Below are 22,122 nucleotides of genomic sequence, written 5' to 3'. Positions count from 1 at the left end.
CTCTCTGTCGTCCGCGGCGCCACCTCGGCGCCTGCGTCGACCGATCTCGAGAGCCGGCGAGGACTGCGCGGAGGCGTCGTGCCCGGACGACTCTTGACCCGCTCGTTTCGTGTCACGTAGGTTCAGGGAGCCGTCAGGATTTTTGCAGGTTATGCACAGCTGTCCAGGAGGGGCGCTGGCTTGCCGGAATCGCTCTACTGGCGCTGGTCGAACTCTACGGAAGGTTGGGGAGATGTCAATCAAGCTCGGTCGAAAGTGGTGGGCGAAGATAGCGGTCACGGTGGCGGCCGCGACCGTCGCCCTGGGGAGCGCACCACTTGCGTATGCCGCAGGAGAGGGCTCCGACGGGAACGGCGGCGGGCATGGCGGCGGACACGGAGGGGGAGGTGGGGATGCCTGTACCTTCTTCTTGGATCACATGTGGGCGAACGACGAGGGAATTCCGCTGCTCGGGACCCCGTCGCACTTCAATGAGTTCCACACCGATCCCGCCTACGAGAATCTTGTCCTCTCCCTGGCGAGCGGCGCAATCGGCAATTCCGACATGCCGGTCATCGACGTCTACGGTGGACCTCTGGGATGGATCCCGGTCTTCAACCCCGCTCACGTGAAGGGTCATGGGACCGACTACGTCACCCTGCTGACCTCCTGCGGCGGGGTCGGCATCCCTCTGAACACCAACGACCTGACCAATCTGGACGTCGAGTCCGTCGAGGAGCTCGCGGACCTCTCCGACCTGATCATCCCGGGCCTGCCCTCGCCGGAGATGCTGATGGACCCCACGTACCTCTGGAAGACGACGGATGCGACCGACATCCTTGAGCGCGTCGATCCTGAGACGCTGCTCGATGTCGGGGACTACACCGCCTTCGCGGGCGATCACGTCGACACCTGGCGCCTGCTGTGGGAGACGGCGCTGAGCGACGTGTCCAGCGGCAATCCCACGGGCGTCCTGGACGTCCTGAAGATCACGGACAACATCAACACCCTCGAATCGCTCTCCGGTCCTCTCGGTGGGGACATCGGGTCCGATCTCCTCAGCGCGGACGCCGTCTCCGCCCTCCTCAGCGAGAAGGGCACCTCCGGTCTTCTCGGCGAGGAAGGCGTCGGTGGTCTCCTCGGCGGCGTGACGTCCGGGGTCCCCGGCGGCGACGGATCCGGCGATGACGGCACCGGTGGTGACGGCACCTCCGGCGGCGACGGATCGGGCGATGACGGCACCGGTGGTGACGGCACCTCCGGCACCGACGGTCTCGGCGGTCTGCTCGGTGGCGACGCTGCCGGCGGTCTGCTCGGTGGCGACGCTGCCGGTGGCCTGCTCGGTGGCGACGCCATCGGTGGTCTCCTCGGCGGCGGCACCTCGAGCGCACCGGGCGGCGACAGCACCTCCGAGTCGCTGCAGTACACCGCGATCACGTCCGAGTCCGACGACGCCGTCGGCGCGGCGCAGTGCCAGGGGTCGCTCAACGGCAATGTGTTCTCGGCGACCTGCGTGTACGCGGACATGCCCGCTGAGGTCACGTCGGTGACCCTGAACACCGGCGGGGACAAGATCGCGCTGGAGTCCAACGGCGGGACGAGTGGCGGTGCCGCCGGCTCCGCCGAGCTGACCGAGGAGCAGATCGAGGCTCTCGACAACGGCGAGTTCACCCTCGAGGTGACCACCGCTGACTCCGACTCGACCATCAGCGCGCCCGTCGAGCCCTGCTGATCCGAGCAGTACCGCCGTCGATGTCCTCGTGACATCGAGGACGAGGGGTGGGGTCGTCGCGTGCGATCCCACCCCTCGTGGCGGTGCAGGTGCCCTGAGTCGGAGTCGCCCCCCAGCCTTCTCGGCCGCTTCGCACCGAGGACTCGTCCTGCCGCCCCGAAGCTCTGCCCCTGAGGTCGGGCACGGCGTCGGCGCCCCTGCGCGAGCATGCTCGCGCCCCACATCCTCCACATCGCTGCCGCGCGTCGACGCCCTGGACTGCGTCCTCACGAATCCGACCCCGCCCCACAGCGCCCCTCCCGGCCGAGACGTCCAAGGACATCCATGACGCGCTCAGACCTCGCTCCCGACACGCGCCCGCGCCTCACCGGCAATGCCCCGAAGCGCCGCTGGCTGGTCCCCCTCCTGCTCCGGCTGCACTTCTACGCCGGCCTCTTCGTGGGCCCGTTCATCGTGATCTCGGCCCTCACCGGCGCGATGTACGCCCTCTCGACGCCGCTGGAGAAGGTGATCTACGCCGACGAGCTCACCGCGCCCGTCAGCTCCGAGCCCTTGCCGCTGGCCGATCAGGTCGCTGCGGCGAACTCCTACGTCGGCCCCGACGAGACGCTCGTCGCGGTGCGGCCCGCGCCCGAACCCGGCGACACCACCCGCGTCCTCTACGACGGGACCGATCTCGGCGAGAGCGAGACCCGAGCCGTCTTCATCGACCCCGCGACCACCGAGGTGCACGGTGACCTGACGACCTACGGCACCAGCGGGGCCCTGCCCCTGCGCACGTGGATCGACCACTTCCATCGCAGCCTCCACCTCGGGGACATCGGCCGCCACTACAGCGAGCTCTCCGCGTCCTGGCTGGCAGTGGTCGCCGTCGCCGGGATCGGTCTCTGGATCAATCGGGCCCGATCGGTGCGCACCCGTCGCGACGTCATCCGCCCCCGCCGCTCCGGGAGCGGTCGGCGCCGCACCCTGTCCTGGCACGCCTCCGGCGGGATCGTGCTGGCCGTCGCGATGCTGTTCCTCTCCGCCACCGGGATCACCTGGTCGCAGCATGCCGGCACCAACGTCACCGATCTGCGAGCGGCGCTGGGGTGGACGACGCCCGCGGTGGCGACTGATCTCACCGCGGAGACCTCTGCTCCCGACGAGCACAGCCACCACGGCGCCTCCGACGGCGATGAATCGGCGGCAGGCGCGGGCGAGGTCGATCCGGAGATGTTCGATCACGCCTTGGCGATCGGGCAGGAGCAGAACATCGACACGGGACGGGTCGAGATCGTTCCGCCGACGTCCGAGGACACCGCCTGGGTGGTCCAGGAGATCCAGCGCAGCTATCCCACCGAGGTGGATTCCGTCGCGATCGACGGGCACAGCATGGAGGTGGTCGATCGCGTCGACTTCGAGGACTACGGACTGATGGCGAAGCTCGCGCGCTGGGGCGTCGACATCCACATGGGAACTATGTTCGGCCTGGTCAACCAGGTCGTCTTGGCCCTCGTCGCCCTCTCGATAGCGGCGATCGTCGTCTGCGGTTACGTGATGTGGTGGCAGCGACGACCGACCAGGGGAGGCATTGCCCTGGGCGGCCGGGCCCCCGCACCCGGCACCCTGCGGGTCGCTCCCTGGTGGGGCGTCGCCCTGATCTCCCTCGTCGCGATCGGCGTGGGCATCTTCCTCCCTCTGGTCGGGATCACTCTCATCGGGTTCCTCGTCATCGATCTGCTGCGGCGCCGGTAGGCAGCATCAGCGCGGTCGCGCCCGATAGGACGACGGGCTCGTGCCGTGCCACCGTCGGAAGCGGCGCGAGAAGTACAGCGCATCGTGGAACCCGACGCGACGGGCCACCTCGGAGACCGGCTCGCCCGTCATCTCCAGCAGACGCGCGGCGAGCTCCAGGCGCTGCGCCTGGACGTATCGCGAGATCGACGTGCCCACCTGCGCGGTGAACAGGTGCGCGAGCCGCGAGGGGGAGAGGTGGGCGACGGCGGCGAGGCCGGCCACGTCGACCTCCTCGGCGAGATGGGCGTCGAGGTGCTCGAGCACCCGCAGCACGCGTTCGTCGAGCTGGTGGCGGCGCGGATTCTGCGTGTCGAACCAGAGCAGAGCGGCCTCGATCCCGTTGAGGGCGAACAGCTCCGGGCGCCCGACGTCGAGCCGGGTGGCACGGGCCGCTCCGTGCAGCGCCTGCTGCACGCGCTCGTCCACCTCGGCGCCGAGACGGATCCGGCCGATGCCGGGGGCCGCCTCGGGCCAGTCCAGCAGCGCCAGCCAGGTCGCGGGAGGGTGGACATGGCAGAACAGCAGATGCCAGTGCCGGGCGGACGGGTCCGTCCCGTAATCGTGCGGCGTCCCGGGGCGCAGCAGCACCGCGTCTCCCGACGTCGTGACCAGCCGGGTCCCGTCGGGTGCATGCACGATCCCGGCGCCGTCGAGGGTGTGCAGCAGCAGCCAGTCCTCCGTGCCCCGGGAGCGACGCACGTGATAGCCGGCGCCCTGGTCGAGCTCACCGGCGAGCACGCGGCCGATCTCCGGCGGGGGCACCTCGACAGCCGCAGCTTGACGCCGTGCAGCAGGATCGTCCATGTCTATGCTCTCCGATCGCCTGGTCCGCTCGAATCCAGGAGACCAGACTGACAACATGACCACCACCCAGGGAACTGCACGGACCACCCACCAGACCGATCCCGTCGGCCCCTCGGAGCCCTCCCGGGAGACGGGGCTCGCGATCCTCGACGCGGACTCCGCGACCTCGGAGGCTCTGGCCGATGCTTACGACCGGGGCGGCGCGGTGCACCTCCGCGGCGTGCTCACCCCGGAGGAGATCGCCGAGCTCCGCGACGCGTTCACCACCCACATCGAGACCGACGGCGCCGGCGGTGCGTTCGGCGAGATCGGCGAGGACGACCCGCTGCACGCCTACCCGCGGATGATCCAGCCCCACCGGGACGGCCACGAGCCGGGTCGGCTGGCGCGGCGCTGGCTGCTCGAGCAGCGCGTGATGGGGCGGGTGGCCGAGACCGTCGGCCCCGTGTGGGCGGCGCAGTCGATGTTCTACTTCAAGCCCGCCGGTGCCCGCGGCCAGGCCATGCATCAGGACAACTACTTCCTGCAATCCCATCCCGAGACCTGCATCGCCGCCTGGATCGCGGTCGATGACTGCGACGCGGAGAACGGGGCCCTCGGCGTGGTGCCCGGCACCCACCACTACGAGATCGAATGCCCCGAGGAGGCCGACGCCACCGAATCGTTCACCACGATCACCGTGAGCATCCCCGAGCACCTGCAGGTCGTGCAGACGGAGATGGCCGCCGGGGACATGCTCATCTTCCACGGCAGCCTGGTGCACGGCTCGAAGCCCAACACGAGCGGAGACCGCTTCCGCCGCTCGCTGATCTTCCACTACATCCCCGAGGGCAGTCACGAGGTGGCCGTCTCCTACCAGCCCCTGCTCGACGCCGCCGGTGACGAGGTGCGGATCGAGACCTCCGAGAACGGCGGGCAGTGCGGCGAGGGGTGGGTGGCGCGCAATCACTGAGACTCCCGGCGTCCGGGGCGTGCCTGTTTCCTCTCACGGCACCGCCCGGGAGGTCCGTGCGCACGGCGTCGGCGGGACAATGCTGGGCATGACCGACGACCTCGAGCCCCGGAGCACCACCCTCGCCCTCGCACGGGACGCCCGTGCCTTCCGCGGCCTCGCGCTCCTCTGGGTGATCACCGGCGGCCTGGTCGCGGCGGTGACGAGTCCGCTGGGCCTCGAGCACGGATCCTGGTCCGCGGCCTTCCAGGTGCTGGTCGGCGGAGTCCTGCAGGCGGCCCTCGGGATCGCACAGCATGAGCTCGCCGCGCGACGACCCTCCCGCCGAGTGCTGGTCGCCCAGATCCTGACGTGGAACCTGGGCTGCCTCGCCGTGATCGCCGGGACGCTGCTCACGGCACCGCTGATCGTCGATGCCGGAGGGCTGGCGCTGGTGGCCACCATGGTGCTCATGATCCGAGTCGTCGGCCGCGGGGCGAAGGGCCCGGCCTGGGCGCTGTGGACCTACGGCGGCGTGCTCGTGGCGACGCTGGTGAGCATCCCGATCGGGCTGGTCCTCGCGCACCTGCGCGCCGGATGATCCCCGTCGGCGTGCTCACGCCACGGGAGTCAGCGCCCGACGGCGCGCCCGGGCGTACCAGCGACCTTCCTCGTGACCGACGGCGATCGGATGGTCGAACGCGGCCGAGACCGCCTCAGAGGTCAGCACGTCCTGGATCGCTCCGGCTGCCTGGACGGCACCGTCCCGCAGCAGCAGCGCGTGGGTCGCTGTCGGCGGGATCTCCTCGAGATGGTGCGTCACCAGCAGCGTGGACAGATCGGGGTCGTGCTCCGGCAGGGTCTCGAGGGTCTCCAGCAGCTGCTCGCGCGCCGCGACGTCCAATCCGGTGGACGGCTCGTCCGTCGTCACGCCGCGGAGTAACCGGATGACGGGTCAGGACGAACTCGGGTCCCAGTCCAGGATCGACTGCAGCAGATGCTCACGGGGCTGTGCGCTGTTCAGACGCAGCACGGGCTTCTCCAGGGCCTCGAGCCAGGCTTCGTGCTGTGCGCGGCTGCGACCCCGGAACGCGGGGTCGTCATAGCCGCGGGCCCACTCCAGGAATTCCGTCCAGGCTGTCTCCGCGCTCTCCCGGCCTTCCCGCCGGATCTCCTCACGCGCCTCCAGACGCCGCAGCCGCACCTCAGGATCCAGCGTCAAGAACACGACGGCGTCGCAGCGGGCGACGACGTCATCACCCCAGCCGACCATCGAGCCGGACAGCACCCATGCCTCCCGGGGCACGAACACCGCCTCCATCAGCGAGACCCGGTCCTCCGCGGGACGCTGGTGGACGTAGGGAGGGTTCGACGGGGCCCAGAAGTAGTCATCGGCATCCGCATGGGGAACGGACCAGCGGTCCGCCAGAGCCCGCGCGAGCGTCGTCGTGCCGGAGCCGCTGGCTCCCATGACATGGAGCCTCGAACGGTGCATGGATCCATTCTCGCGCAGACGCGCGATGCCGACAGTGATGGGCGCAACGCGGCACCGGCCCCCTACTGGTACGAGACGAACCAGGGGCGCGGCTCGACGTCGTAGGTCTGCTCCGGGGTGAAGGTCGGGGTGTCCTCGTCGTAGAAGTTCTTCCACGCCATGAAGATCCCGTCGGGCAGATCGTTCTGCAGAGCGTGCCAGGTCTCGAGCTTGGAGTCCGGGGTGCCGTGGCCGTCCGCGTGCACAGAGATCGCGAGCTCGGGACGGGATGCGTCGATGTCCTGCCGGTCGGTGATCATCGCCAGGCTGAACTGGTGGAGGATCAGCACCTTCTGCGGCAGGTCGTTCTCCGCGGTGACGTCGGCCAGCCACCGGGCGGTCTCGTTGACCTCCGCGGCCGAGACCGAGCCGATCTGCTCGAGGTGCTTCTGGCCGGGCTGCAGGCGCCATTCCGCATCGAGCGCGAGCCCGACGTGGGACTTCTTCAGCAGGTCCTCGTAGCGCTTCGCCTGGCTGAGGAAGTCGCTGGTGCCGGGCTGCAGGTCGAGGACGACGTACACCCCGGCCTCGCCGGCCATATCGACCCACTCCCGCAGCGACTCGGGGTCCAGCTCGGTGGAGTAGTCGCCGTCGGATCCCGGCTCGGAGGAGGCGAGGGTCGTGATGATCTCGAAGGCCGGCACGACGGGCGTCTCGGTGAGCCCCGCGTAGTCGTCGGCCAGGCCCTGCACCCGGTCGATCGACTCCTGGATCCCCTGCTCCCCGAGGATCCCCAGCGACGGGACGCCGGGGGACCCGTAGGCGGCGATCATGCGTCGCCCGGGAAAGGCGGTGGACCCGCCGCCGGGGAGCTCCGGGGCGCTCAGGGCCATGGTCAGCGTCGAGATCCATGCCTCGGCGGGCCCGAAGGTCGCGCCGAGGGCGAGAACGCCGACGGACGGGTCCGAGTCGGCCGCCTCCTTCGTCGCGGCGATGGTTCTGCTGCTGCGCCCGGGGGCTCCGCCGGGCATCTCGCGGATCGCGCCGCCTGCTGCCGCGACCTGGGCGCGCGCGACGGTCTGCGCGGGGCCGCCCTGCTCCGGGTCGACGAACAGCGAGACCGGGATCGGGCCGCCGTTCCGCGTGGCCGTCGGTGTCCGGGCCTCAGCATCCGCGGGGTCGATCTCCACGACGTCGAGCTGGTCTCCGAGAGCGGAGAAGTCCGTGCCCTCGGCCGTCACGATCGTCTCGGCTCCGAGCCGCCCGAGCTCCTCGGCGACCGCCTGGTCGGTGCCGATCAGCAGCGGCAGGCCGGAGCGTGAGCTGACGCCTGCGAGAGCATCGACGGTGTCCTCGATGGCGATCACGGCACCCTCGGCGGAGGCGAAGAGGACCGAGCTCAGCGCAAGGGCCGTCTGCGCGGGGTCCTCGTCGGGCAGCACGGTCGAGGCCGGGGCGCCTTCCACCGCGACGACCCGGAGATCCTTGTCGAACACGCAGGCCCCGAGGGAGACGGCGAGGGCCGACACCGTCGCCGCCGTGAGGACACCCCGCCGCGACGGGCGGCCCCCGGCTCGTCGTCCATCCCTCACGACACGCACCTCTTCCCCGTTGTCCTGTCCACCACCCTGGAACACGAGCAGCACACGGCAGTCTGCACCCGGGAACGGGTGTGGTCCCAGCCTGCCGTGCGCGCGCTCCCGACGGGGCGCGACACGTCGGAGGCGACGGGTCGATCGACCGAGAGAGCGACCCTCGTCAGTCTGTGGACAGGCGCACCGCGTCAGCCCGGTGCCCCGCATCGAGATCCCGGATGCCCTCGGTGCGAGCCCATCGGCGGTTGTCGTCCATGATCAGCCTGGCGTGAGGGGGCGGCACCCGGGATCACCCGTCGCCGTGCCGACGACGAAGTTCGCCCTGATCATCGCGTACAGCACCCTGATGATCGGGAACGCCACGAACACCGCGATCGTGCGCCATCGCCGGGCCCGGCGACTCGGCGGGCTGCGTCAAGAGGTAGCTCGGCTGAACCGCTCCGCCTGGCGGGTGGGGCCGGTGACCAGGATGGTGTCGCCGGCCTGGAGGACGGTGTCTTCCGTGGCGGGCTGCCACGCCGCTCCTCGATGTTTCACGGAGCTGACGGTCACCCCGTGATTGCGTCGGATGCCGCTGTCTCCGAGTCGCATCCCCGCGTGCTCGGGGTTCACCTCCGTCTTGACCATGGCGAAGTCGGCGTCGATCTCGATGAAGTCCTGCATGCTGCCCAGCACGATGTGGGCGACGCGACGTCCCATGTCCTTCTCGGGGTAGACGACATGGGGGATGCCCAGCTGCTCGAGGATCAGACCGTGGGCATCACTGACGGCCTTGGCCCAGATCCGCCGGATCGAGAATCGCAGCAGCAGGGAGGTCACCAGGATGCTGGCCTGGATGTCGCTGCCGATCGCGACGACCACGCGATCGAACTCGGGAATCGACAGCTGACGCAGCACCTGCTCGTTGGTCGCGTCCGCCATGACGACGTGGGTCAGTCGTCCGTTGAGCGATTGGACGACATCCTCGCGTGCGTCGATCCCGAGCACCTCGGCGCCGTCGTTCATCAGTTCGAGAGCGAGGGATTGACCGAATCGGCCCAGCCCGATCACAGCGATCGAGTGCGGCGAGGCGCCACGGGTGGGATCGATGGAGCCGAAGATTCTGTGCTTAGCCAATGATCGGCCTTTCCTTGGGGAGTTCGTACAGCAGGGTTCGTGGCCGCAGTGCGAGGGCGGTGGCCGCCGTGATCGGCCCCAGGCGGCCGATGAACATCAGGGCGATGATCACCAGCTGAGCACTGGCGGGGAGGTCTGCGGTGATTCCGGTGGACAGACCGACAGTGGCGAACGCGGAGACGACCTCGAACAGGATCTCGTCCAGCGAGAAGTCGGTGAGGAGCATGATCACGATGGCGGAGGCGGCGATCAGCCCCACTGCCAGGACGATGACGGTGATCGCCTGGCGGTGCACGGCCCGGGAGAGTCGCTTGCCGAACACGGTGACGGCTCCCGCGCCCCGCAATTCGCCGAGCATGAGGAAGAACAGGACCGCGAACGTGGTGACCTTGATGCCGCCGGCGGTGCCTGCGGGGCCGCCGCCGATGAACATGAGCAGGTCCATGCCGAGCCACGTGGCGGGATCCATCGCGCTGGTATCGATGGTGTTGAACCCCGCGGTGCGCGTCTGTGCCGACATGGCGAACCCGTTCAGCAGCCGCAAGTGCGGGGGCATGCCGCCGAGCGTGGCGGGGTTGGTCCACTCGAGCGCCGTGATGTAGAGGGTGCCGAGCACGAGCAGCAGCGGTGTCGCAGCGACCACGATCCGAGTGTTCATCGTCCACAGGCGAGGCGTCCCCAGGTGCTTGCCCAGCTGCATCAACACGGGGAAACCGACCCCGCCGAGCACGGTCGCGAAGCTGGCGGTCAGGAGGATCACGGGGTCATCCGAGAACGACATGAGGCTGTCGCTGAACAGTGCGAATCCGGCGTTGTTGAACGAGGACACCGCGTGGAACACCCCGAGCCACAGGGCATCCCCCCAGGTCTCGTCGTACGTGAGGGCGAAGCGGAGGGTGAGAACGACTGCGGCCACCACCTCGATCATCAAAGAGATCCGCACGATGCTGAACACGAGGGACCGCACGTCCTCGATGCCGGAGCTCTTGGTCTCGGCCGCGGCAGTGAGCTTCGAGCGCAGCGAGAGCCTGCGGATGACGGTGATGCCGACCACGGACGCGAACGTCATGACCCCGAACCCGCCGATCTGGATCAGCGCAAGGATCACGGCCTGTCCGAACCCGGTCCAGAAGACGGGCGTGTCGACCACGATCAACCCGGTCACACACAGCGAGGAGACGGCCGTGAAGAGCGCCTCCATCACGGAAGCTCCACCCGGCCCGCTGGCCGACGCGGGATGCAGGAGCAGCGCGGTCCCGAGGAGACCGGCAAGAGCGAACGCCAGAAGCACGTTCCGAGCAGGACGCGGCCGCCGATCGACGACGCGGGCCTGTGGACTGCCGAGTGATGGCACGCGCGGAATCGTACGCCCACGAACCGCAGTCGGCACCGGCCGGCCGGCCGAGTCAAGGCCCCGCTACTCGCTTTCGGGCCAGTTCCACGCGCCTGCGCAGTGCCCACTCGGTGGCCGGTGACACCAAAGAACTTGCTATGACACCACGAGTGGTGTCATAGTGGAGTCATGGATCTGAACCGATATGTCGACGAGTTGCACCGCCAGCTCGACACCGCGGCGGCTGCAGGCGGCGAGGACGCACGCGACCTCGCAGCCCGTCTCACCGCTCCGCTCGATGCTGCCGCCCGTTTGGTGCTCCTGGAGTCGCTCACCGACGCCGTCGGAGAGATCTCCGTCGAGCTCGCCCCGACCTCCGTCGACCTCCGCCTGCGTGGCGGTGGCCCCGAGTTCGTGGTCACTCCCGGGCCCGACTCCCGGAACGAGCCGCCAGCCAGCATCTCTGCTGGGGTGGAGCACGAGAATCGGCAGCCGGTGAGCGAGGGCGGGGCGACCTCCCGCACCACATTGCGCCTGCCGGACCATCTCAAGAACCAGACCGAGGTCGCTGCCGCGCGCGACGGTGTCTCCGTCAACACCTGGCTGGTCCGCGCCGTGGCCGCGGCGCTCGAGCAGCACTCCGGTGCGCCGGCCGCGCGCTCCACTCCCGGGCAGCGCGTCACCGGCTGGGTCCGCTGACCACATCATCCCTTCTCTGCACGCCCGCTTTGACACCACGACGACACCATTCCTGGAGCTCCATCATGCCCACATTTCCCGCCCCTGCCCCGCTCAGCGTCAACCTCGACGTCCCCTTCGCCGCCGTCCACGTCGTTGCCTCCGACCGGGGCGACGCCGTGGTGACCGTGTTGCCCTCGGATCCCGCCCGCTCCGGCAGCGTGCGCGCGGCCGACGAGGTGCAGGTCCAGCAGCGCGACGACTCGCTCGCCATCACCTACCCCGGCTCCTGGAAGCAGTACGTGCTCCCCTTCGCATCGGGCACGGCGAACATCACCATCGAGCTCCCCACCGGCTCCGCCGTGCGCGGTAGAACCGGCTCTCTCACGGCCGAGGGGACCTTCGGGGCAGTCGATCTGACGCTCTCCAGCGGCGACGCCCGTCTCGATGCCGTCGAGACGCTGGACCTGAAGGTCTCCGCCGGTTCTGCGGCCATCGACCGCATCGACAGAGCCGCGACGATCGCAGTCAGCGCCGGCTCCGTACGCATCGGGGAGCTCACCGGCGAGGGGACCATCCGGGCCGCCAATGGCACCACCACCGTCGATCGCCTCAGCGGGTCCCTCGAAATCATCGGAGCCCACGCCGACATCTCCGTCGGGCAGCTGTGCGGTGACCTTGTCGCGAAGTCTGCCCATGCCGGCATTCGAGTGGGTCGGTTCGACAACGGGCGCGCCAGCCTCACGACGTCCTTCGGGGCCCTGGAGGTGGGCGTCCCGGACGGGACCGCCGCCTACCTCGACCTCGCCACCGAGCACGGCTCCGCCCGCAACCTGCTCACCCCCACCGAGGGCCCCGTCGACGACGAGGCCACTGCCCACATCCAGGCGAGCACCCGATACGGCGACATCGTCGTCCGGCGACCGTGACCCGCCCCACCGAGGAGACACGAGATGACCACCGAACACACCACACCGGCCCTGCGGATCCGCGGCATCGAGAAGTCCTTCCGCGACCTGCACGTCCTCCGCGGCATCGACCTCGACGTCGCACCAGGCACCGTCCTCGCCCTGCTCGGCTCGAACGGAGCGGGCAAAACCACCCTCGTGCGCATCCTGTCCACTCTGCTCGCACCGGACGCGGGCAGAGCGACCGTCAATGGCCATGACCTCGCCACACAGCCTGCCCAGGTGCGCGGATCACTCACCCTCACCGGCCAGTTCGCCGCCGTCGACGGCGTCCTCACCGGACGGGAGAACCTCATCCTCGTAGCCCGGCTCCGTCACCTCAGCGGTCCCGGTGCGATCGCCGACGACCTGCTGGAGAGGTTCTCACTGACCGATGCTGGCAGGCGCGCTGCCTCAACGTACTCGGGTGGCATGCGTCGGCGGCTCGACATCGCGATGAGCCTCATCGGCGATCCACCGATCATCGTGCTCGACGAACCGACCACCGGGCTGGACCCTCAGGCCCGTCTCGACGTGTGGAACACGATCACCGGCCTCGCCTCCGGCGGCACCACCGTGCTGCTGACCACGCAGCACCTCGAGGAGGCCGAGCACCTCGCCGACCACATCGCCATCTTGCACGAAGGCCGGATCATCCAGCACGGCACCCTCGCCGACCTCAAGCGTCTGCTCCCGCCCGCCGAGATCGAGTACGTCGAGAAGCAGCCCTCCCTCGAGGACGTGTTCCTCTCCCTCACCAGTGGGCCCGCCCCCGCAATGACTGAACAGGACCTCCGATGACCACGGCACATTTCGTCTCCGATACCCGAGTCCTCACCGGACGTTCCCTGCGCCACATCCTGCGCAGCCCGGACACCATCATCACCACCGCCGTCATACCGATCGCGCTCCTGCTGCTGTTCGTCTACGTCATCGGCGGCGCCATCGAGACCGGAGCCGAGGGCTCCTACGTCAACTATCTCCTCCCCGGCATCCTGCTCATCACGATCGCGTCCGGCGTCGCCTACACCGCGTATCGACTGTTCCTGGACATGCAGGGCGGAATCGTCGAACGCTTCCAATCGATGCCGATCGCACGGGCGAGCGTCCTGTGGGCGCACGTGCTCACGTCGATCACCGCGATCCTCTCCTCCATCGCCATCGTGATCGGCGTCGCACTGATCATCGGGTTCCGCACCGGGGCATCGATCCTCGCGTGGCTCGCGGCCATCGGAATCCTCGCGCTGTTCACCCTCACCCTGACCTGGATCGCCGTGATCGCCGGACTCACGGCGAAAACCGTCGACGGTGCGAGCGCCTTCAGCTACCCCCTGATCTTCCTGCCCTTCATCAGCTCCGCGTTCGTCCCCACCGATTCGATGCCGGCGCCGGTGGCCTGGTTCGCCCAGAACCAACCCGTCACCTCGATCGTGGACACGCTGCGAGCCCTGTTCGCCCAGCAGCCCGTCGGTCACGACATCTGGATCGCCCTGGGCTGGATGCTCGGCCTCCTCGTGCTGGCCTGCGCCGCGGCGGTCGCGATCTACCGCCGACGGGCCCGCTGAGCGCTGCAGCGTGGTTCGTGTCGCCTTCTCAGGATCCCCGGACGACGCGCACCTGCCGTCGCCGGAATCCGAGCAGACCCACCACTGTCAGCAGGATCGCAGTCCCTGTGACGAGCAGGAAGGGAGCGGCAGCGAAGTCGTCGATCGGGACGGAAGCGAGGTGGTGCAGCGGTGATAGCGCACGCACCGATTCGGGAAGGTCCAGCAGCTCACCGAAGAGGTCGGTGATGCCGATCAGGGCGACCGCGGCCCAGCTGACCGGGGCCATCAGCTTCGGCAGCCAGCCGAACAGTGCCACGCCGAGCCCCAGCACGCACAAGGCGGTGGGCACGACGGCCAGGTGCGCGGCCAGGATGTCCATCACCAGGTCGCCGTCCCCGGTCACCGCGGCGGCGGCGATCCCGGTGCCCAGGCCCGTGAGCACGGTGATCACGAGGATGCCGACCGCGATGACCGTCACGTGCGCCAGGGCCCACGCGCTGCGGCCGACGGAGGTCGCCAGCACCGTGTCGGTGCGGCCGCTGTCCTCCTCGCCGCGCAGGGTCTGCATCGCGAACACGGCGTAGGCAGCGGCGAAGATCGCCACGAACGAGCCCAGAAAGGCGACATACCCCTGGACGAGAGCGTCGCTGCCGAACACGGCTCGCAGCTGCTCGGGCATGCCCTGGCCGGCGTCGATCATCGCCTGGGTGAAGGCACCATCGGTCACACCGAGCAGCACGATCGCGGATCCCCAGCCGAGGAGACCACCGCGCTGCAGCCGGGCGGCGAGGCCCACGGGACGGCCGAGCGCGGGGTGGGCGTCGCCGGCACCGGGCCGGGTGGCCACGAGGCTCGCGCCGAAGTCGCGCCGGCGCTGCAGGGCGAAGGCGGCGGCGATGGTCACGGCCGCGAGGGCGACCGACAGCAGCAACGGGGCCCACCGGTCGTGGACGTAGGGGGCGGTCTGTGTCGCCCACCCCAGCGGAGAGGCCCAGGACAAGGCCGTGCCTCCGAGGGCGGCCATGTCTCCCAGGGCACGCAGCAGGAACGCGGCGCCGAGCACGCCTCCGGCCAGACCGGCGGCGGGGCGGGAGAACTCGCTGAGTTGGACGGTCATCGCCGCGACCCCGGCGAACGCCAGTCCGGTCAGGCCCGTGGCCAGACCGACCAGGGGCGATCCGGTGGCCGCGTACCCCATGGCGAGGGCGACGGCGGTGACGACCACGGCGGTCGCGACGTTGGCGATGCCGGCGACGAGCAGGGCGGCCGTCAGGGCGGTGTGGCGACCGGTGACGTTGGCGCGGATCAGTTCTGCCCGTCCGGACTGCTCCTCGCCGCGGGTGTGGCGGACGACGAGGAAGATGCTCATCAGGGCGGCCAGGATGAACAGATAGGGGGCGTAGCCGGCGGCGAAGAACCGTTCATAGGTGGGCTCGTCCATCCCGAAGGCCGGCCCGGTGAACATCCTGCCGACCGGCTGCGACAGCAGCGCCGTCATCTCGGCCAGGTTCTCCTCGCGGGGCGCGAGCTGGGGGAGGGCGGAACCGATGTACAGCACCAGCAGGCCGTGGGCACCGATCCAGACGGGCAGGCGGATCCGGTCCCGGCGCAGCACCAGCCGAACGATCGTGCCGGTCCCGGTCAGCGGCGAGGAGCGCTCGCGCCGCGGGTCCCGGCGATGGGTGTGCGTGGGCGCGCTCATCGGGCGTCCTCCTGCTCCAGGCTCGAGGACCGCTCGGGACCCGAGGCAGTGCCGGACTCGCCGTAGTGGCGCATCAGCAGCTGCTCCAGCGTGGGTGGGTGGGCGATCAGGGAGCGGACGCCGAGCGGGGCGAGAGTGCGCATCACCTCGTCGACCCGGTCGCCGTCGACCTGGAACGTGATCTTCCCGTTCTCCGCGCTCAGGTCATGGACGCCGTCGAGGAGCTCCAGGCCGTCCGGTGGGTGATCGGTCTCGGCGACGACGGTGGTGCGGGTCATGTGTCGTAGCTGGGACAGGCTTCCGGTCTCGACGATGCGGCCCTGTCGCACGATCGAGATCCGGTCCGCCAGTGCTTCGACCTGTGCCAGGATGTGGCTGGACAGCAGCACCGTGCGGCCCGCTTCCTGGACTTCGCGGATGGTCTGCTGGAAGACGACTTCCATCAGCGGGTCGAGGCCGGCGGTGGGCTCGTCGAGCAGCAGCAGCTCGACATCGGAGGCGAGGGCGGAGATCAGCGCCACCTTCTGCCGGTTGCCCTTCGAGTAGGTGCGGGCCTTCTTGGTGGGATCCAGGTCGAAGCGTTCGCACAGGCTGTTGCGGCGCTCTCGGTCCCATCGTCCGCGCAGGCGGGCGAAGATGTCGATCGCCTCGCCGCCGGTCAGGTTCGGCCACAGCTCGACGTCGCCGGGCACGTAGGCCAGGCGTCGGTGCAACCTGACCGCGTCGCGCCAGGGGTCGCCGGCCAGCAGGTGGACGGTGCCGCCGTCGGCGCGCAGCAGTCCCAGCAGCACGCGCATCGTGGTCGATTTGCCGGCGCCGTTCGGACCCAGGAAGCCGTGCACCTCTCCCGGCGCGACCTCGAGGTCCAGCCCATCGAGGGCGCGCGTGCTGCCGAAGGTCTTGACCAGGCTTCGTGCGGAGATCACGGGGGTCTCGCTCATCGGTGCTCACCGGTTCCTTTCTCGTTGCGCTCGGTGCTCGTCGTGGTGCTGGCCGGCGGCTCGTCCGCAGCGCTGGGCTCCTCGCCCGGCGTCGTGCTCTCCAGTGCTTCGGCCAGTCGATCGAAGCTGCCCGGTTGCACCAAGCCCTGGGTGTAGAGCTCGATCGCCGGACGCAGATATCGGTGAAGGTCCTCGGGCGGGGTGCTGCCGGCGAGGAAGTCGGTCCCGAACAGCCGGCGCACCTGTTCATGCAGCGTCAGGGCCCCGAGGGACCAGATCACCAGCAGCGCGGCCCGGTCCCGGGGCACGGCGCTGGACTTGATCAGGCCGGCCTCCTCGCCCTGGGCGAGGTACGCCACCGCGTCGTCGATGATGTCGTCGATCAGATCCGAGGTGCCCTGCCCGCCTTCGGTGAGCGCTCGGGTCAGATAGCGCAGCAGCGGCCGGCTGTCCTGGATGCGATGCAGGGCGGTGAACGGGTCGAACTGCTGCTCGGCGTCGACCGTCTCCTCCTTGCGCACGCGGACCAGGTGCGCCACGTGCGCATCACAAGCCGCCCGCAGACCGTCCTTGGTCCCGTAGTGGTGCACGATCAGCGCCTGGGACACGTTCGCTTCGGCGGCGATGGCCTTCAGCGGAGTCCCTCTGAACCCGTGCTGGCCGAACAGGTCGATCGCGGCATCCAGGATCCGTTCCGCCCCGGTGGGGGCACTGTCCGCTGTCGTGTCCATGCGGCCTCTCCTATGCCTGGCCCAGTGGTCCGGTGTCGCGCTGGCTGCGGGCGGGGGTGCTCCCGCCGCGTTCGTGCCCGTGGGCTGCGATGTTCTCCAAGACCCGGACGGCGGTGCCGGTGCCGTCCTCCCGCTGGAGCCGCTGCCCGACGGCGGCGGCGTGTCGGGAGAACCGCGGGTCGGTGACGAGCTGTCGGAGACGGTCGGTGAGCATCTGGACGCTCAGCGTCCGCAGCGGCACCGGGTCCGGGCCTGCCCCCAGCGACGACACTCGTTGTCCCCAGAACGCCTGGTCTCCCAGCACCGGGCACACCAGGGTGGGTCTTCCCGCCCTCAGCCCGGCGGCAGTGGTCCCCGCGCCACCGTGGTGGACCACGGCGTCGAGCCGTGGGAACAGATGCTCGTGCGGGGCTTCGTCGAGGGTGAGGATCCGCGGGGATGCCTCCTGCAGGCTCAGCCCTCCCCACCCGGCGGCGACGACGGCTCGGATCCCGGCGCGCTCGACCGCTTCGGTGATCAGATGGCCGCGTTCGGCGGCGTGCTTGCCGAACCCCATGCTCCCGAATCCGATGTAGACGGTCGGCTCGTCGGAATCCAGGAACTCCTCCACCTCGTTCGGCGGGGTCCACTCGCTGCTGCTGCGGTGCCAGGAGCCGGTCACGTGCGCGGTGTCGGGGTAGTCCGAGGGCACGGGGACGACGTGCTCGCTGAAGCCGTACAGCACCGGCAGACGCGACCCGTCGTCGGCGTGCAGATAGTCCGAGAAACGGCTCATCCGTCCGAGTCCGAGAACCCGACGGCGGAACGTGTTGATCATGCCGCCGTAGGCGAGCGCGGCGAACCGATTGATCGCGTAGCTGCGGCGATTGACGACGCCGCCCGGCGAACGGCGGAGGAACGGAGCCGGGAACGCACTGGTGGGGGTCAGGAACGGCAGGGGGATCGAGGCCACCACGGGAATCCGCAGCCGCTGGGCGATGTGGAGGCCTCCGAGCGCTTTGGGGTGCGTGACGATCAGCGTCGGCTCGACCTGCTGCGCGGCCCGCCACTGCTCCAGCAGCGACGTCCGCATCGCCCCCTTCATGCGACGCAGGAGCCGCATCGAATCGGACGGACCCGCCATCTGGGCCATGCCGGCGCGGACGAGGCGGAGCATCTCGGTGCCCATCGGTGCGAATCCCGCACCGCAGGCCTCGGCATCGGAGCGGAACTCCTCGGGCGCGGCGACGAATGCTTCGTGACCCTCGAGAGACAAGCGCTCGGCCAGAGCGATGTAGGGGTCCACATCGCCGCGGGTGCCGAACGTCAGGATCAGGACTCTCACGACACCGTCTCCTTCTGGTCGCTGTGCCGGCGTCGACCGGTGAAGAGGTCACGGGGAGCCTGGGTGCCCCGCGTCCTCGACGAGACTGAATACACGGTCAGCGTAGGGCTGACTGTATGGTCAGTCAATCGGTGGGGCCCGGTCGGATCAGGTGGGCAGATCCCGGCGGCGCAGGGCCAGCAGGCCGATCGCGACGAGTCCGAGAGCTAGCAGGGGGAGGACGACGTAGGGCACCGAGGAGCTGTGGTAGTACGGGTTGACGTGGGGGAACGGTGAGACCAGGAGGAACAGCAGTTCCGGGACCAGGTCGGTTTTCACGGCGATCTCGGTGACGATCCCGAGGGCGAGCATGGTCCAGCTCACCGCGGTTGCGCCGCGCGGCACCAGAGCGTGCGCCCCGATGGCGATGCCGACCAGGACCCACACGGCGGGCGCCAAGGACACGGTGAACCCCGTGAACTCTGCGATGTCGGGGCCGAATGACCCGCCTCCGAGGCCCGAGCCCGTCCCGACCGCGATTCCGAGGACGAGCAGCAGGACGACGGGGTAGAGGAATCCTGCCGCCGCATGCGCCAGGGCCCAGGTGCTTCGTGTGAGCGGCCCGGCCAGCATCAGCTCCGCGGTGCCTGCGGTCTCCTCCCGGCGGATCCGCAGAGCGGTGTGGATCGCGTGTCCGGCGATGGGGAAGACGAAGACGAGGATGACGTAGGTGAAGAAGGTGTCCTCGGGTGCTACTCCCAGCTCCGCGCCCATGGCCCGCACCCAGGCCATGTCGGCGTAATCAGACATCGCCCCCGCCCCCACGTAGCCGATCGACGAGGCGATGATCGCCACGGCCAGCGCCCAGATCGTCACAGAGGCGCGGTCGAGGCGCCACAGCAATGCCGGCAGCGAACACAGCCACCCGGGACCGTGCTCCCGGCCGGGGCGGACCGGCAGCAGGCCGCGTCCCAGGTCTCGACGGTCGGCGAGCCGGACGGCCGCCGACACGGTGGCCACGATCCACGCCACGGCGGGAAGCAGCACCCACCAGCGCTCATCGGCGAACGGGCGGAGGTTCTCCCACCATCCCTGAGGGACGACCCACGTCATCCACAGGGCACCATCACCCATCACCGCGCCGGCGCCGCGAACCAGATGCAGGCTGTAGAAGACGGCGAAGGCCATGCCGATCACGGCGCCGAGACCGGTGAGCAGCTGCGCGGCGATCGCGGCCAGGCCCGCACCGGTCCACACCGCCATCGCGACGATCAGGGCCAGGGCGATCGACCCGGCCCACGGCGTACCGGACGCGACCAGGCCTACTGCGACCACGACGGCCAGCAGGGCCCCGGCGCTCCCGGTGACGGTCAGCGCAGCGGCCAGATCTGCGCGGCGGCCCACGGGAGTTCCGGCCAGCAGCTCGCGGCGACCCGCCGACTCCTCGCCCCGGGTGGTGCGGGCCACCAGCAGGATCGCCCCGAGCGCAGCGCACATGGTGCCCCCGGCGAAGGCCTGCTGGGCGGCCAGTGCTGCGGCGGTATCGGCGAAGGCCCTGCTCTGGAACAGGACGAACATCGGGATGCTGTGCAGCTGTTCCCACCGATCCGCTCGATCCTGTGCGGTGGGGTAGGTGGTCTCGGCCGCGGCCACCCCGCCCAGAACGATCCCGGCGGTGATCGTCAGCCACACCACCAGCAGCACCCGATCACGACGCAGGGCAAGGCGCACGAGATGCGCGGCGCCCAGCGGCAATCCCGCTCGTCGGCCGCCCCCGGTCGAACCGCCCGCTGCCTCCGGGAGTCGGGGGGAATCCTGGACTCCGTTGCCCGGGGTCATCGTGATCGTGCGTCCTCGCCGGATGCGGGCGCGTCGGACTCGGTCGTGTAATGGCGCAGGAACAGATCCTCCAACGTGGGTCTGGCGACGGCGAGGTCGCGCACGCCGAGCCGGGCCAGCTCCGCGCACAGCATCTCCAGAGCTCCGGCATCTGCCTGCACCGTGATGCTCGTGTCCTCCACGGTCACCTCGTGCACGCCCGGCAGCTCCGCGAGTGCTTCGGGGGCCGACGCGACGTCGGCCGTGACGACGAGGTGGGACAGGTGGCGCAGTTCGGCCAAACTCCCGGTCTCGACGGTCCGGCCGGCCCGGATGATGGTCACGCGGTCGCAGAGCGCTTCGACCTCGGACAGGATGTGGCTGGACAGCAGGATCGTCCGGCCGCGGAGCTTCTCCTCTCGAATGGTTCGGCGGAATGCTTCTTCCATGAGCGGGTCGAGTCCGGAGGTGGGCTCATCCAGCACCAGCAGCTCGGTCTCCGCCGCCAGCGCCGCCACCAGTGCGACCTTCTGACGATTCCCGGTGGAATACGCACCACCTCGTGTGCCCAGATCCAGCTCGAACCGGTCCACCAGCTCGGTGCGGCGGCGACGGTCATCGCCACCGCGCATCCGTGCCAGCAGGTCCAGGATCTCCCCACCGGACAGTCCCGGCCACAACGTGACGTCCCCGGGCACGTAGGCCAGTCGGTGGTGCAGCTGCGCCGCCTCGCGCCAAGGATCCCCCGCCAGCACGCGGACGGTCCCGGAATCGGCCCGCGTCAGGCCCAGCAGGATACGCAATGTGGTGGTCTTCCCAGTCCCGTTGGGGCCGAGGAATCCGTGGACCTCTCCGGGGTCGACGTGCAGGTCCAGGCCATCCAGTGCTCTGGCCTTCCCGAAATGCTTGACGAGTCCGGCGACGTCGATCACGGGTCGGGACATCATTGCCCTCCTGGGTGGTGGTGGGATTCGCCGGCTCCCTCGTCGAGGTCGTCCGCGAGCCGCTTGCCGTGCCCGGCCGAGAAGAACTCGCCCATGGCCGAGTACAGGGCCGTCATCGCGGCCCCGACGCGGGGAGCATGGGCGGGGTCGAGGCTGTCCACGCCGATTCGTCGAGACAGCTGTGTGTGCAGCACGAGCTGACCCAGGTGCATGGTGGTCATCACTGCCGCAGCATCTCGCGCTGCCTGTGATCCCGGCACGAATCGATCCGGCCACCGCTCGGACAGGAAGCGCTCGGCCAGATCGGTGCTGACCTCGTAGAGCTCGTCGGCAGAGCGTGACCCGTCGACCAGGGCGCGGGCGAGGTATCGAACTTCGGGCCGGCTCGAGTGGTACATGCCTGTGGCGAACCCTGGTCGAGCGGAGTCCTCGGCCAGAGCCTCGCGGGCCTGCTCGAGCAGGGTCCCGATGGCATGCGCGTCACACGCCGCGAGCAATCCGTCCTTGGAGCCGAAGTGATGGCGGATCAGGCCTGTGGAGACACCGGCCTCGGCCGCGATGGCCTGGACCGTGGCGCCCTTGGCGCCATGGCGCGCATAGACGATCAGGGCGGCATCGCGCAGACGGGCCCGTGCGGTCAGATCGTGATCGGAAGCAGGTGGTGTGGCGGATGACATGGATGGAGGCTACACGTCCATGTAGTAAGCAACAAGACCATGTAGCCTCCGGTGTACCAGCAGGTTCGACGGCCGATGCGCGGCGACGGCG

Annotated in this window: 21 protein-coding genes; 8 read left to right on the top strand and 13 right to left on the bottom strand. The window is 69.6% G+C overall.

Going from position 1 to position 22,122, the window contains the following annotated elements; genetic code table 11:
* Nucleotides 1-232: 232 nt before the first annotated feature.
* Complete coding sequence (locus BH708_RS20145) at nucleotides 233-1,711, top strand: hypothetical protein (protein WP_216639467.1); 1,479 nt, start codon at nucleotides 233-235, stop codon at nucleotides 1,709-1,711.
* Nucleotides 1,712-2,035: 324 nt separating this feature from the next.
* Nucleotides 2,036-3,448 carry a PepSY domain-containing protein gene (locus tag BH708_RS11645; protein WP_076808853.1) on the top strand — a complete coding sequence of 471 codons (1,413 nt, stop codon included), beginning with the start codon at nucleotides 2,036-2,038 and terminating at the stop codon, nucleotides 3,446-3,448.
* A gap of 6 nt (nucleotides 3,449-3,454) precedes the next feature.
* On the opposite strand, the gene BH708_RS11640 is transcribed toward BH708_RS11645, so the two are convergent.
* Nucleotides 3,455-4,294 carry a helix-turn-helix domain-containing protein gene (locus tag BH708_RS11640; RefSeq protein WP_216639466.1) on the bottom strand — a complete coding sequence of 280 codons (840 nt, stop codon included), beginning with the start codon at nucleotides 4,292-4,294 and terminating at the stop codon, nucleotides 3,455-3,457.
* 55 nt (nucleotides 4,295-4,349) lie between these two features.
* Here BH708_RS11640 and BH708_RS11635 point away from each other — a divergent pair, with 55 nt between their 5' ends.
* Together BH708_RS11635 and BH708_RS11630 are read left to right on the top strand one after the other, a co-directional pair.
* Nucleotides 4,350-5,246: a phytanoyl-CoA dioxygenase family protein gene (locus BH708_RS11635; protein ID WP_083713933.1), complete on the top strand. Its 897-nt coding sequence runs from the start codon at nucleotides 4,350-4,352 to the stop codon at nucleotides 5,244-5,246.
* An 88-nt stretch (nucleotides 5,247-5,334) separates the two neighbouring features.
* Nucleotides 5,335-5,826, top strand: coding sequence for a hypothetical protein (locus tag BH708_RS11630; RefSeq protein ID WP_076811188.1), 492 nt, complete (start codon nucleotides 5,335-5,337; stop codon nucleotides 5,824-5,826).
* A gap of 15 nt (nucleotides 5,827-5,841) precedes the next feature.
* Here the strand turns inward: BH708_RS11630 and BH708_RS11625 are convergent, their stop codons facing one another.
* The 5 genes from BH708_RS11625 to BH708_RS11605 all read right to left on the bottom strand — a co-directional run bounded on the left by BH708_RS11625 (nucleotide 5,842) and on the right by BH708_RS11605 (nucleotide 10,614).
* The gene (locus BH708_RS11625; protein ID WP_076808851.1) at nucleotides 5,842-6,156 is read right to left on the bottom strand and encodes a hypothetical protein; all 315 of its coding nucleotides are present in this window, start codon (nucleotides 6,154-6,156) and stop codon (nucleotides 5,842-5,844) included.
* Between the two features lie 24 nt (nucleotides 6,157-6,180).
* A complete protein-coding gene (locus BH708_RS11620; protein WP_076808849.1) occupies nucleotides 6,181-6,720 on the bottom strand; it encodes an AAA family ATPase in 540 nt (179 codons plus the stop codon).
* A gap of 62 nt (nucleotides 6,721-6,782) precedes the next feature.
* The gene (locus tag BH708_RS11615; protein WP_076808846.1) at nucleotides 6,783-8,228 is read right to left on the bottom strand and encodes a hypothetical protein; all 1,446 of its coding nucleotides are present in this window, start codon (nucleotides 8,226-8,228) and stop codon (nucleotides 6,783-6,785) included.
* Nucleotides 8,229-8,708: 480 nt separating this feature from the next.
* Complete coding sequence (locus BH708_RS11610) at nucleotides 8,709-9,410, bottom strand: TrkA family potassium uptake protein (protein ID WP_076808845.1); 702 nt, start codon at nucleotides 9,408-9,410, stop codon at nucleotides 8,709-8,711.
* The gene (locus tag BH708_RS11605) at nucleotides 9,403-10,614 is read right to left on the bottom strand and encodes a TrkH family potassium uptake protein (protein ID WP_371329781.1); all 1,212 of its coding nucleotides are present in this window, start codon (nucleotides 10,612-10,614) and stop codon (nucleotides 9,403-9,405) included. The genes BH708_RS11610 and BH708_RS11605 overlap by 8 nt, the downstream gene beginning before the upstream one ends.
* 318 nt (nucleotides 10,615-10,932) lie before the next feature.
* On the opposite strand from BH708_RS11605, the gene BH708_RS11600 reads away from it, so the two are divergent.
* The 4 genes from BH708_RS11600 (at nucleotide 10,933) to BH708_RS11585 (ending at nucleotide 13,933) form a co-directional block, all read left to right on the top strand.
* A complete protein-coding gene (locus BH708_RS11600; RefSeq protein WP_076808842.1) occupies nucleotides 10,933-11,442 on the top strand; it encodes a histidine kinase in 510 nt (169 codons plus the stop codon).
* Nucleotides 11,443-11,507: 65 nt separating this feature from the next.
* The gene (locus BH708_RS11595) at nucleotides 11,508-12,350 is read left to right on the top strand and encodes a DUF4097 family beta strand repeat-containing protein (RefSeq protein WP_076808840.1); all 843 of its coding nucleotides are present in this window, start codon (nucleotides 11,508-11,510) and stop codon (nucleotides 12,348-12,350) included.
* A gap of 24 nt (nucleotides 12,351-12,374) precedes the next feature.
* On the top strand, nucleotides 12,375-13,169 hold the full coding sequence (locus BH708_RS11590; protein WP_076808838.1) for an ABC transporter ATP-binding protein: 795 nt from the start codon (nucleotides 12,375-12,377) through the stop codon (nucleotides 13,167-13,169).
* The gene (locus BH708_RS11585; RefSeq protein ID WP_076808836.1) at nucleotides 13,166-13,933 is read left to right on the top strand and encodes an ABC transporter permease; all 768 of its coding nucleotides are present in this window, start codon (nucleotides 13,166-13,168) and stop codon (nucleotides 13,931-13,933) included. Before BH708_RS11590 ends, BH708_RS11585 begins: the two co-directional genes overlap by 4 nt.
* A 28-nt stretch (nucleotides 13,934-13,961) precedes the next feature.
* On the opposite strand, the gene BH708_RS11580 is transcribed toward BH708_RS11585, so the two are convergent.
* The 7 genes from BH708_RS11580 to BH708_RS11550 form a co-directional block, all read right to left on the bottom strand.
* Nucleotides 13,962-15,617: an ABC transporter permease gene (locus BH708_RS11580; protein WP_076808834.1), complete on the bottom strand. Its 1,656-nt coding sequence runs from the start codon at nucleotides 15,615-15,617 to the stop codon at nucleotides 13,962-13,964.
* Nucleotides 15,614-16,558: an ABC transporter ATP-binding protein gene (locus tag BH708_RS11575; protein WP_076808833.1), complete on the bottom strand. Its 945-nt coding sequence runs from the start codon at nucleotides 16,556-16,558 to the stop codon at nucleotides 15,614-15,616. The genes BH708_RS11580 and BH708_RS11575 overlap by 4 nt, the downstream gene beginning before the upstream one ends.
* Nucleotides 16,555-17,289: a TetR family transcriptional regulator gene (locus BH708_RS11570; protein ID WP_076808831.1), complete on the bottom strand. Its 735-nt coding sequence runs from the start codon at nucleotides 17,287-17,289 to the stop codon at nucleotides 16,555-16,557. Before BH708_RS11570 ends, BH708_RS11575 begins: the two co-directional genes overlap by 4 nt.
* 10 nt (nucleotides 17,290-17,299) lie before the next feature.
* Nucleotides 17,300-18,613, bottom strand: a complete 1,314-nt coding sequence (locus BH708_RS11565) for a glycosyltransferase (RefSeq protein WP_076808829.1) — start codon at nucleotides 18,611-18,613, stop codon at nucleotides 17,300-17,302.
* A 147-nt stretch (nucleotides 18,614-18,760) separates the two neighbouring features.
* Complete coding sequence (locus BH708_RS11560; RefSeq protein ID WP_216639465.1) at nucleotides 18,761-20,431, bottom strand: ABC transporter permease; 1,671 nt, start codon at nucleotides 20,429-20,431, stop codon at nucleotides 18,761-18,763.
* Nucleotides 20,428-21,357, bottom strand: a complete 930-nt coding sequence (locus BH708_RS11555; protein WP_371329779.1) for an ATP-binding cassette domain-containing protein — start codon at nucleotides 21,355-21,357, stop codon at nucleotides 20,428-20,430. Before BH708_RS11555 ends, BH708_RS11560 begins: the two co-directional genes overlap by 4 nt.
* Nucleotides 21,354-22,031 (bottom strand): TetR/AcrR family transcriptional regulator, encoded by a 678-nt coding sequence (locus BH708_RS11550; protein WP_076808824.1) that lies wholly within the window; start codon nucleotides 22,029-22,031, stop codon nucleotides 21,354-21,356. Before BH708_RS11550 ends, BH708_RS11555 begins: the two co-directional genes overlap by 4 nt.
* Between the last annotated feature and the right edge of the window lie 91 nt (nucleotides 22,032-22,122).

Source organism: Brachybacterium sp. P6-10-X1, assembly GCF_001969445.1.
In the GTDB taxonomy this organism is placed as follows: Bacteria; Actinomycetota; Actinomycetes; order Actinomycetales; family Dermabacteraceae; genus Brachybacterium.
This window is presented reverse-complemented; position numbering and strand designations above follow the sequence as displayed.

Bases quoted from the DNA above. Each gene is read 5' to 3' on its own strand.
- BH708_RS11590 (WP_076808838.1), top strand. From the start codon at position 12,375: ATGACCACCGAACACACCACACCGGCCCTGCGGATCCGCGGCATCGAG.
- BH708_RS11585 (WP_076808836.1), top strand. From the start codon at position 13,166: ATGACCACGGCACATTTCGTCTCCGATACCCGAGTCCTCACCGGACGT.
- BH708_RS20145 (WP_216639467.1), top strand. From the start codon at position 233: ATGTCAATCAAGCTCGGTCGAAAGTGGTGGGCGAAGATAGCGGTCACG.
- BH708_RS11595 (WP_076808840.1), top strand. From the start codon at position 11,508: ATGCCCACATTTCCCGCCCCTGCCCCGCTCAGCGTCAACCTCGACGTC.
- BH708_RS11645 (WP_076808853.1), top strand. From the start codon at position 2,036: ATGACGCGCTCAGACCTCGCTCCCGACACGCGCCCGCGCCTCACCGGC.
- BH708_RS11620 (WP_076808849.1), bottom strand. From the start codon at position 6,720: ATGCACCGTTCGAGGCTCCATGTCATGGGAGCCAGCGGCTCCGGCACG.
- BH708_RS11575 (WP_076808833.1), bottom strand. From the start codon at position 16,558: ATGAGCGAGACCCCCGTGATCTCCGCACGAAGCCTGGTCAAGACCTTC.
- BH708_RS11640 (WP_216639466.1), bottom strand. From the start codon at position 4,294: ATGGACGATCCTGCTGCACGGCGTCAAGCTGCGGCTGTCGAGGTGCCC.
- BH708_RS11635 (WP_083713933.1), top strand. From the start codon at position 4,350: ATGACCACCACCCAGGGAACTGCACGGACCACCCACCAGACCGATCCC.
- BH708_RS11600 (WP_076808842.1), top strand. From the start codon at position 10,933: ATGGATCTGAACCGATATGTCGACGAGTTGCACCGCCAGCTCGACACC.
- BH708_RS11550 (WP_076808824.1), bottom strand. From the start codon at position 22,031: ATGTCATCCGCCACACCACCTGCTTCCGATCACGATCTGACCGCACGG.
- BH708_RS11630 (WP_076811188.1), top strand. From the start codon at position 5,335: ATGACCGACGACCTCGAGCCCCGGAGCACCACCCTCGCCCTCGCACGG.
- BH708_RS11560 (WP_216639465.1), bottom strand. From the start codon at position 20,431: ATGACCCCGGGCAACGGAGTCCAGGATTCCCCCCGACTCCCGGAGGCA.
- BH708_RS11570 (WP_076808831.1), bottom strand. From the start codon at position 17,289: ATGGACACGACAGCGGACAGTGCCCCCACCGGGGCGGAACGGATCCTG.
- BH708_RS11580 (WP_076808834.1), bottom strand. From the start codon at position 15,617: ATGAGCGCGCCCACGCACACCCATCGCCGGGACCCGCGGCGCGAGCGC.
- BH708_RS11555 (WP_371329779.1), bottom strand. From the start codon at position 21,357: ATGATGTCCCGACCCGTGATCGACGTCGCCGGACTCGTCAAGCATTTC.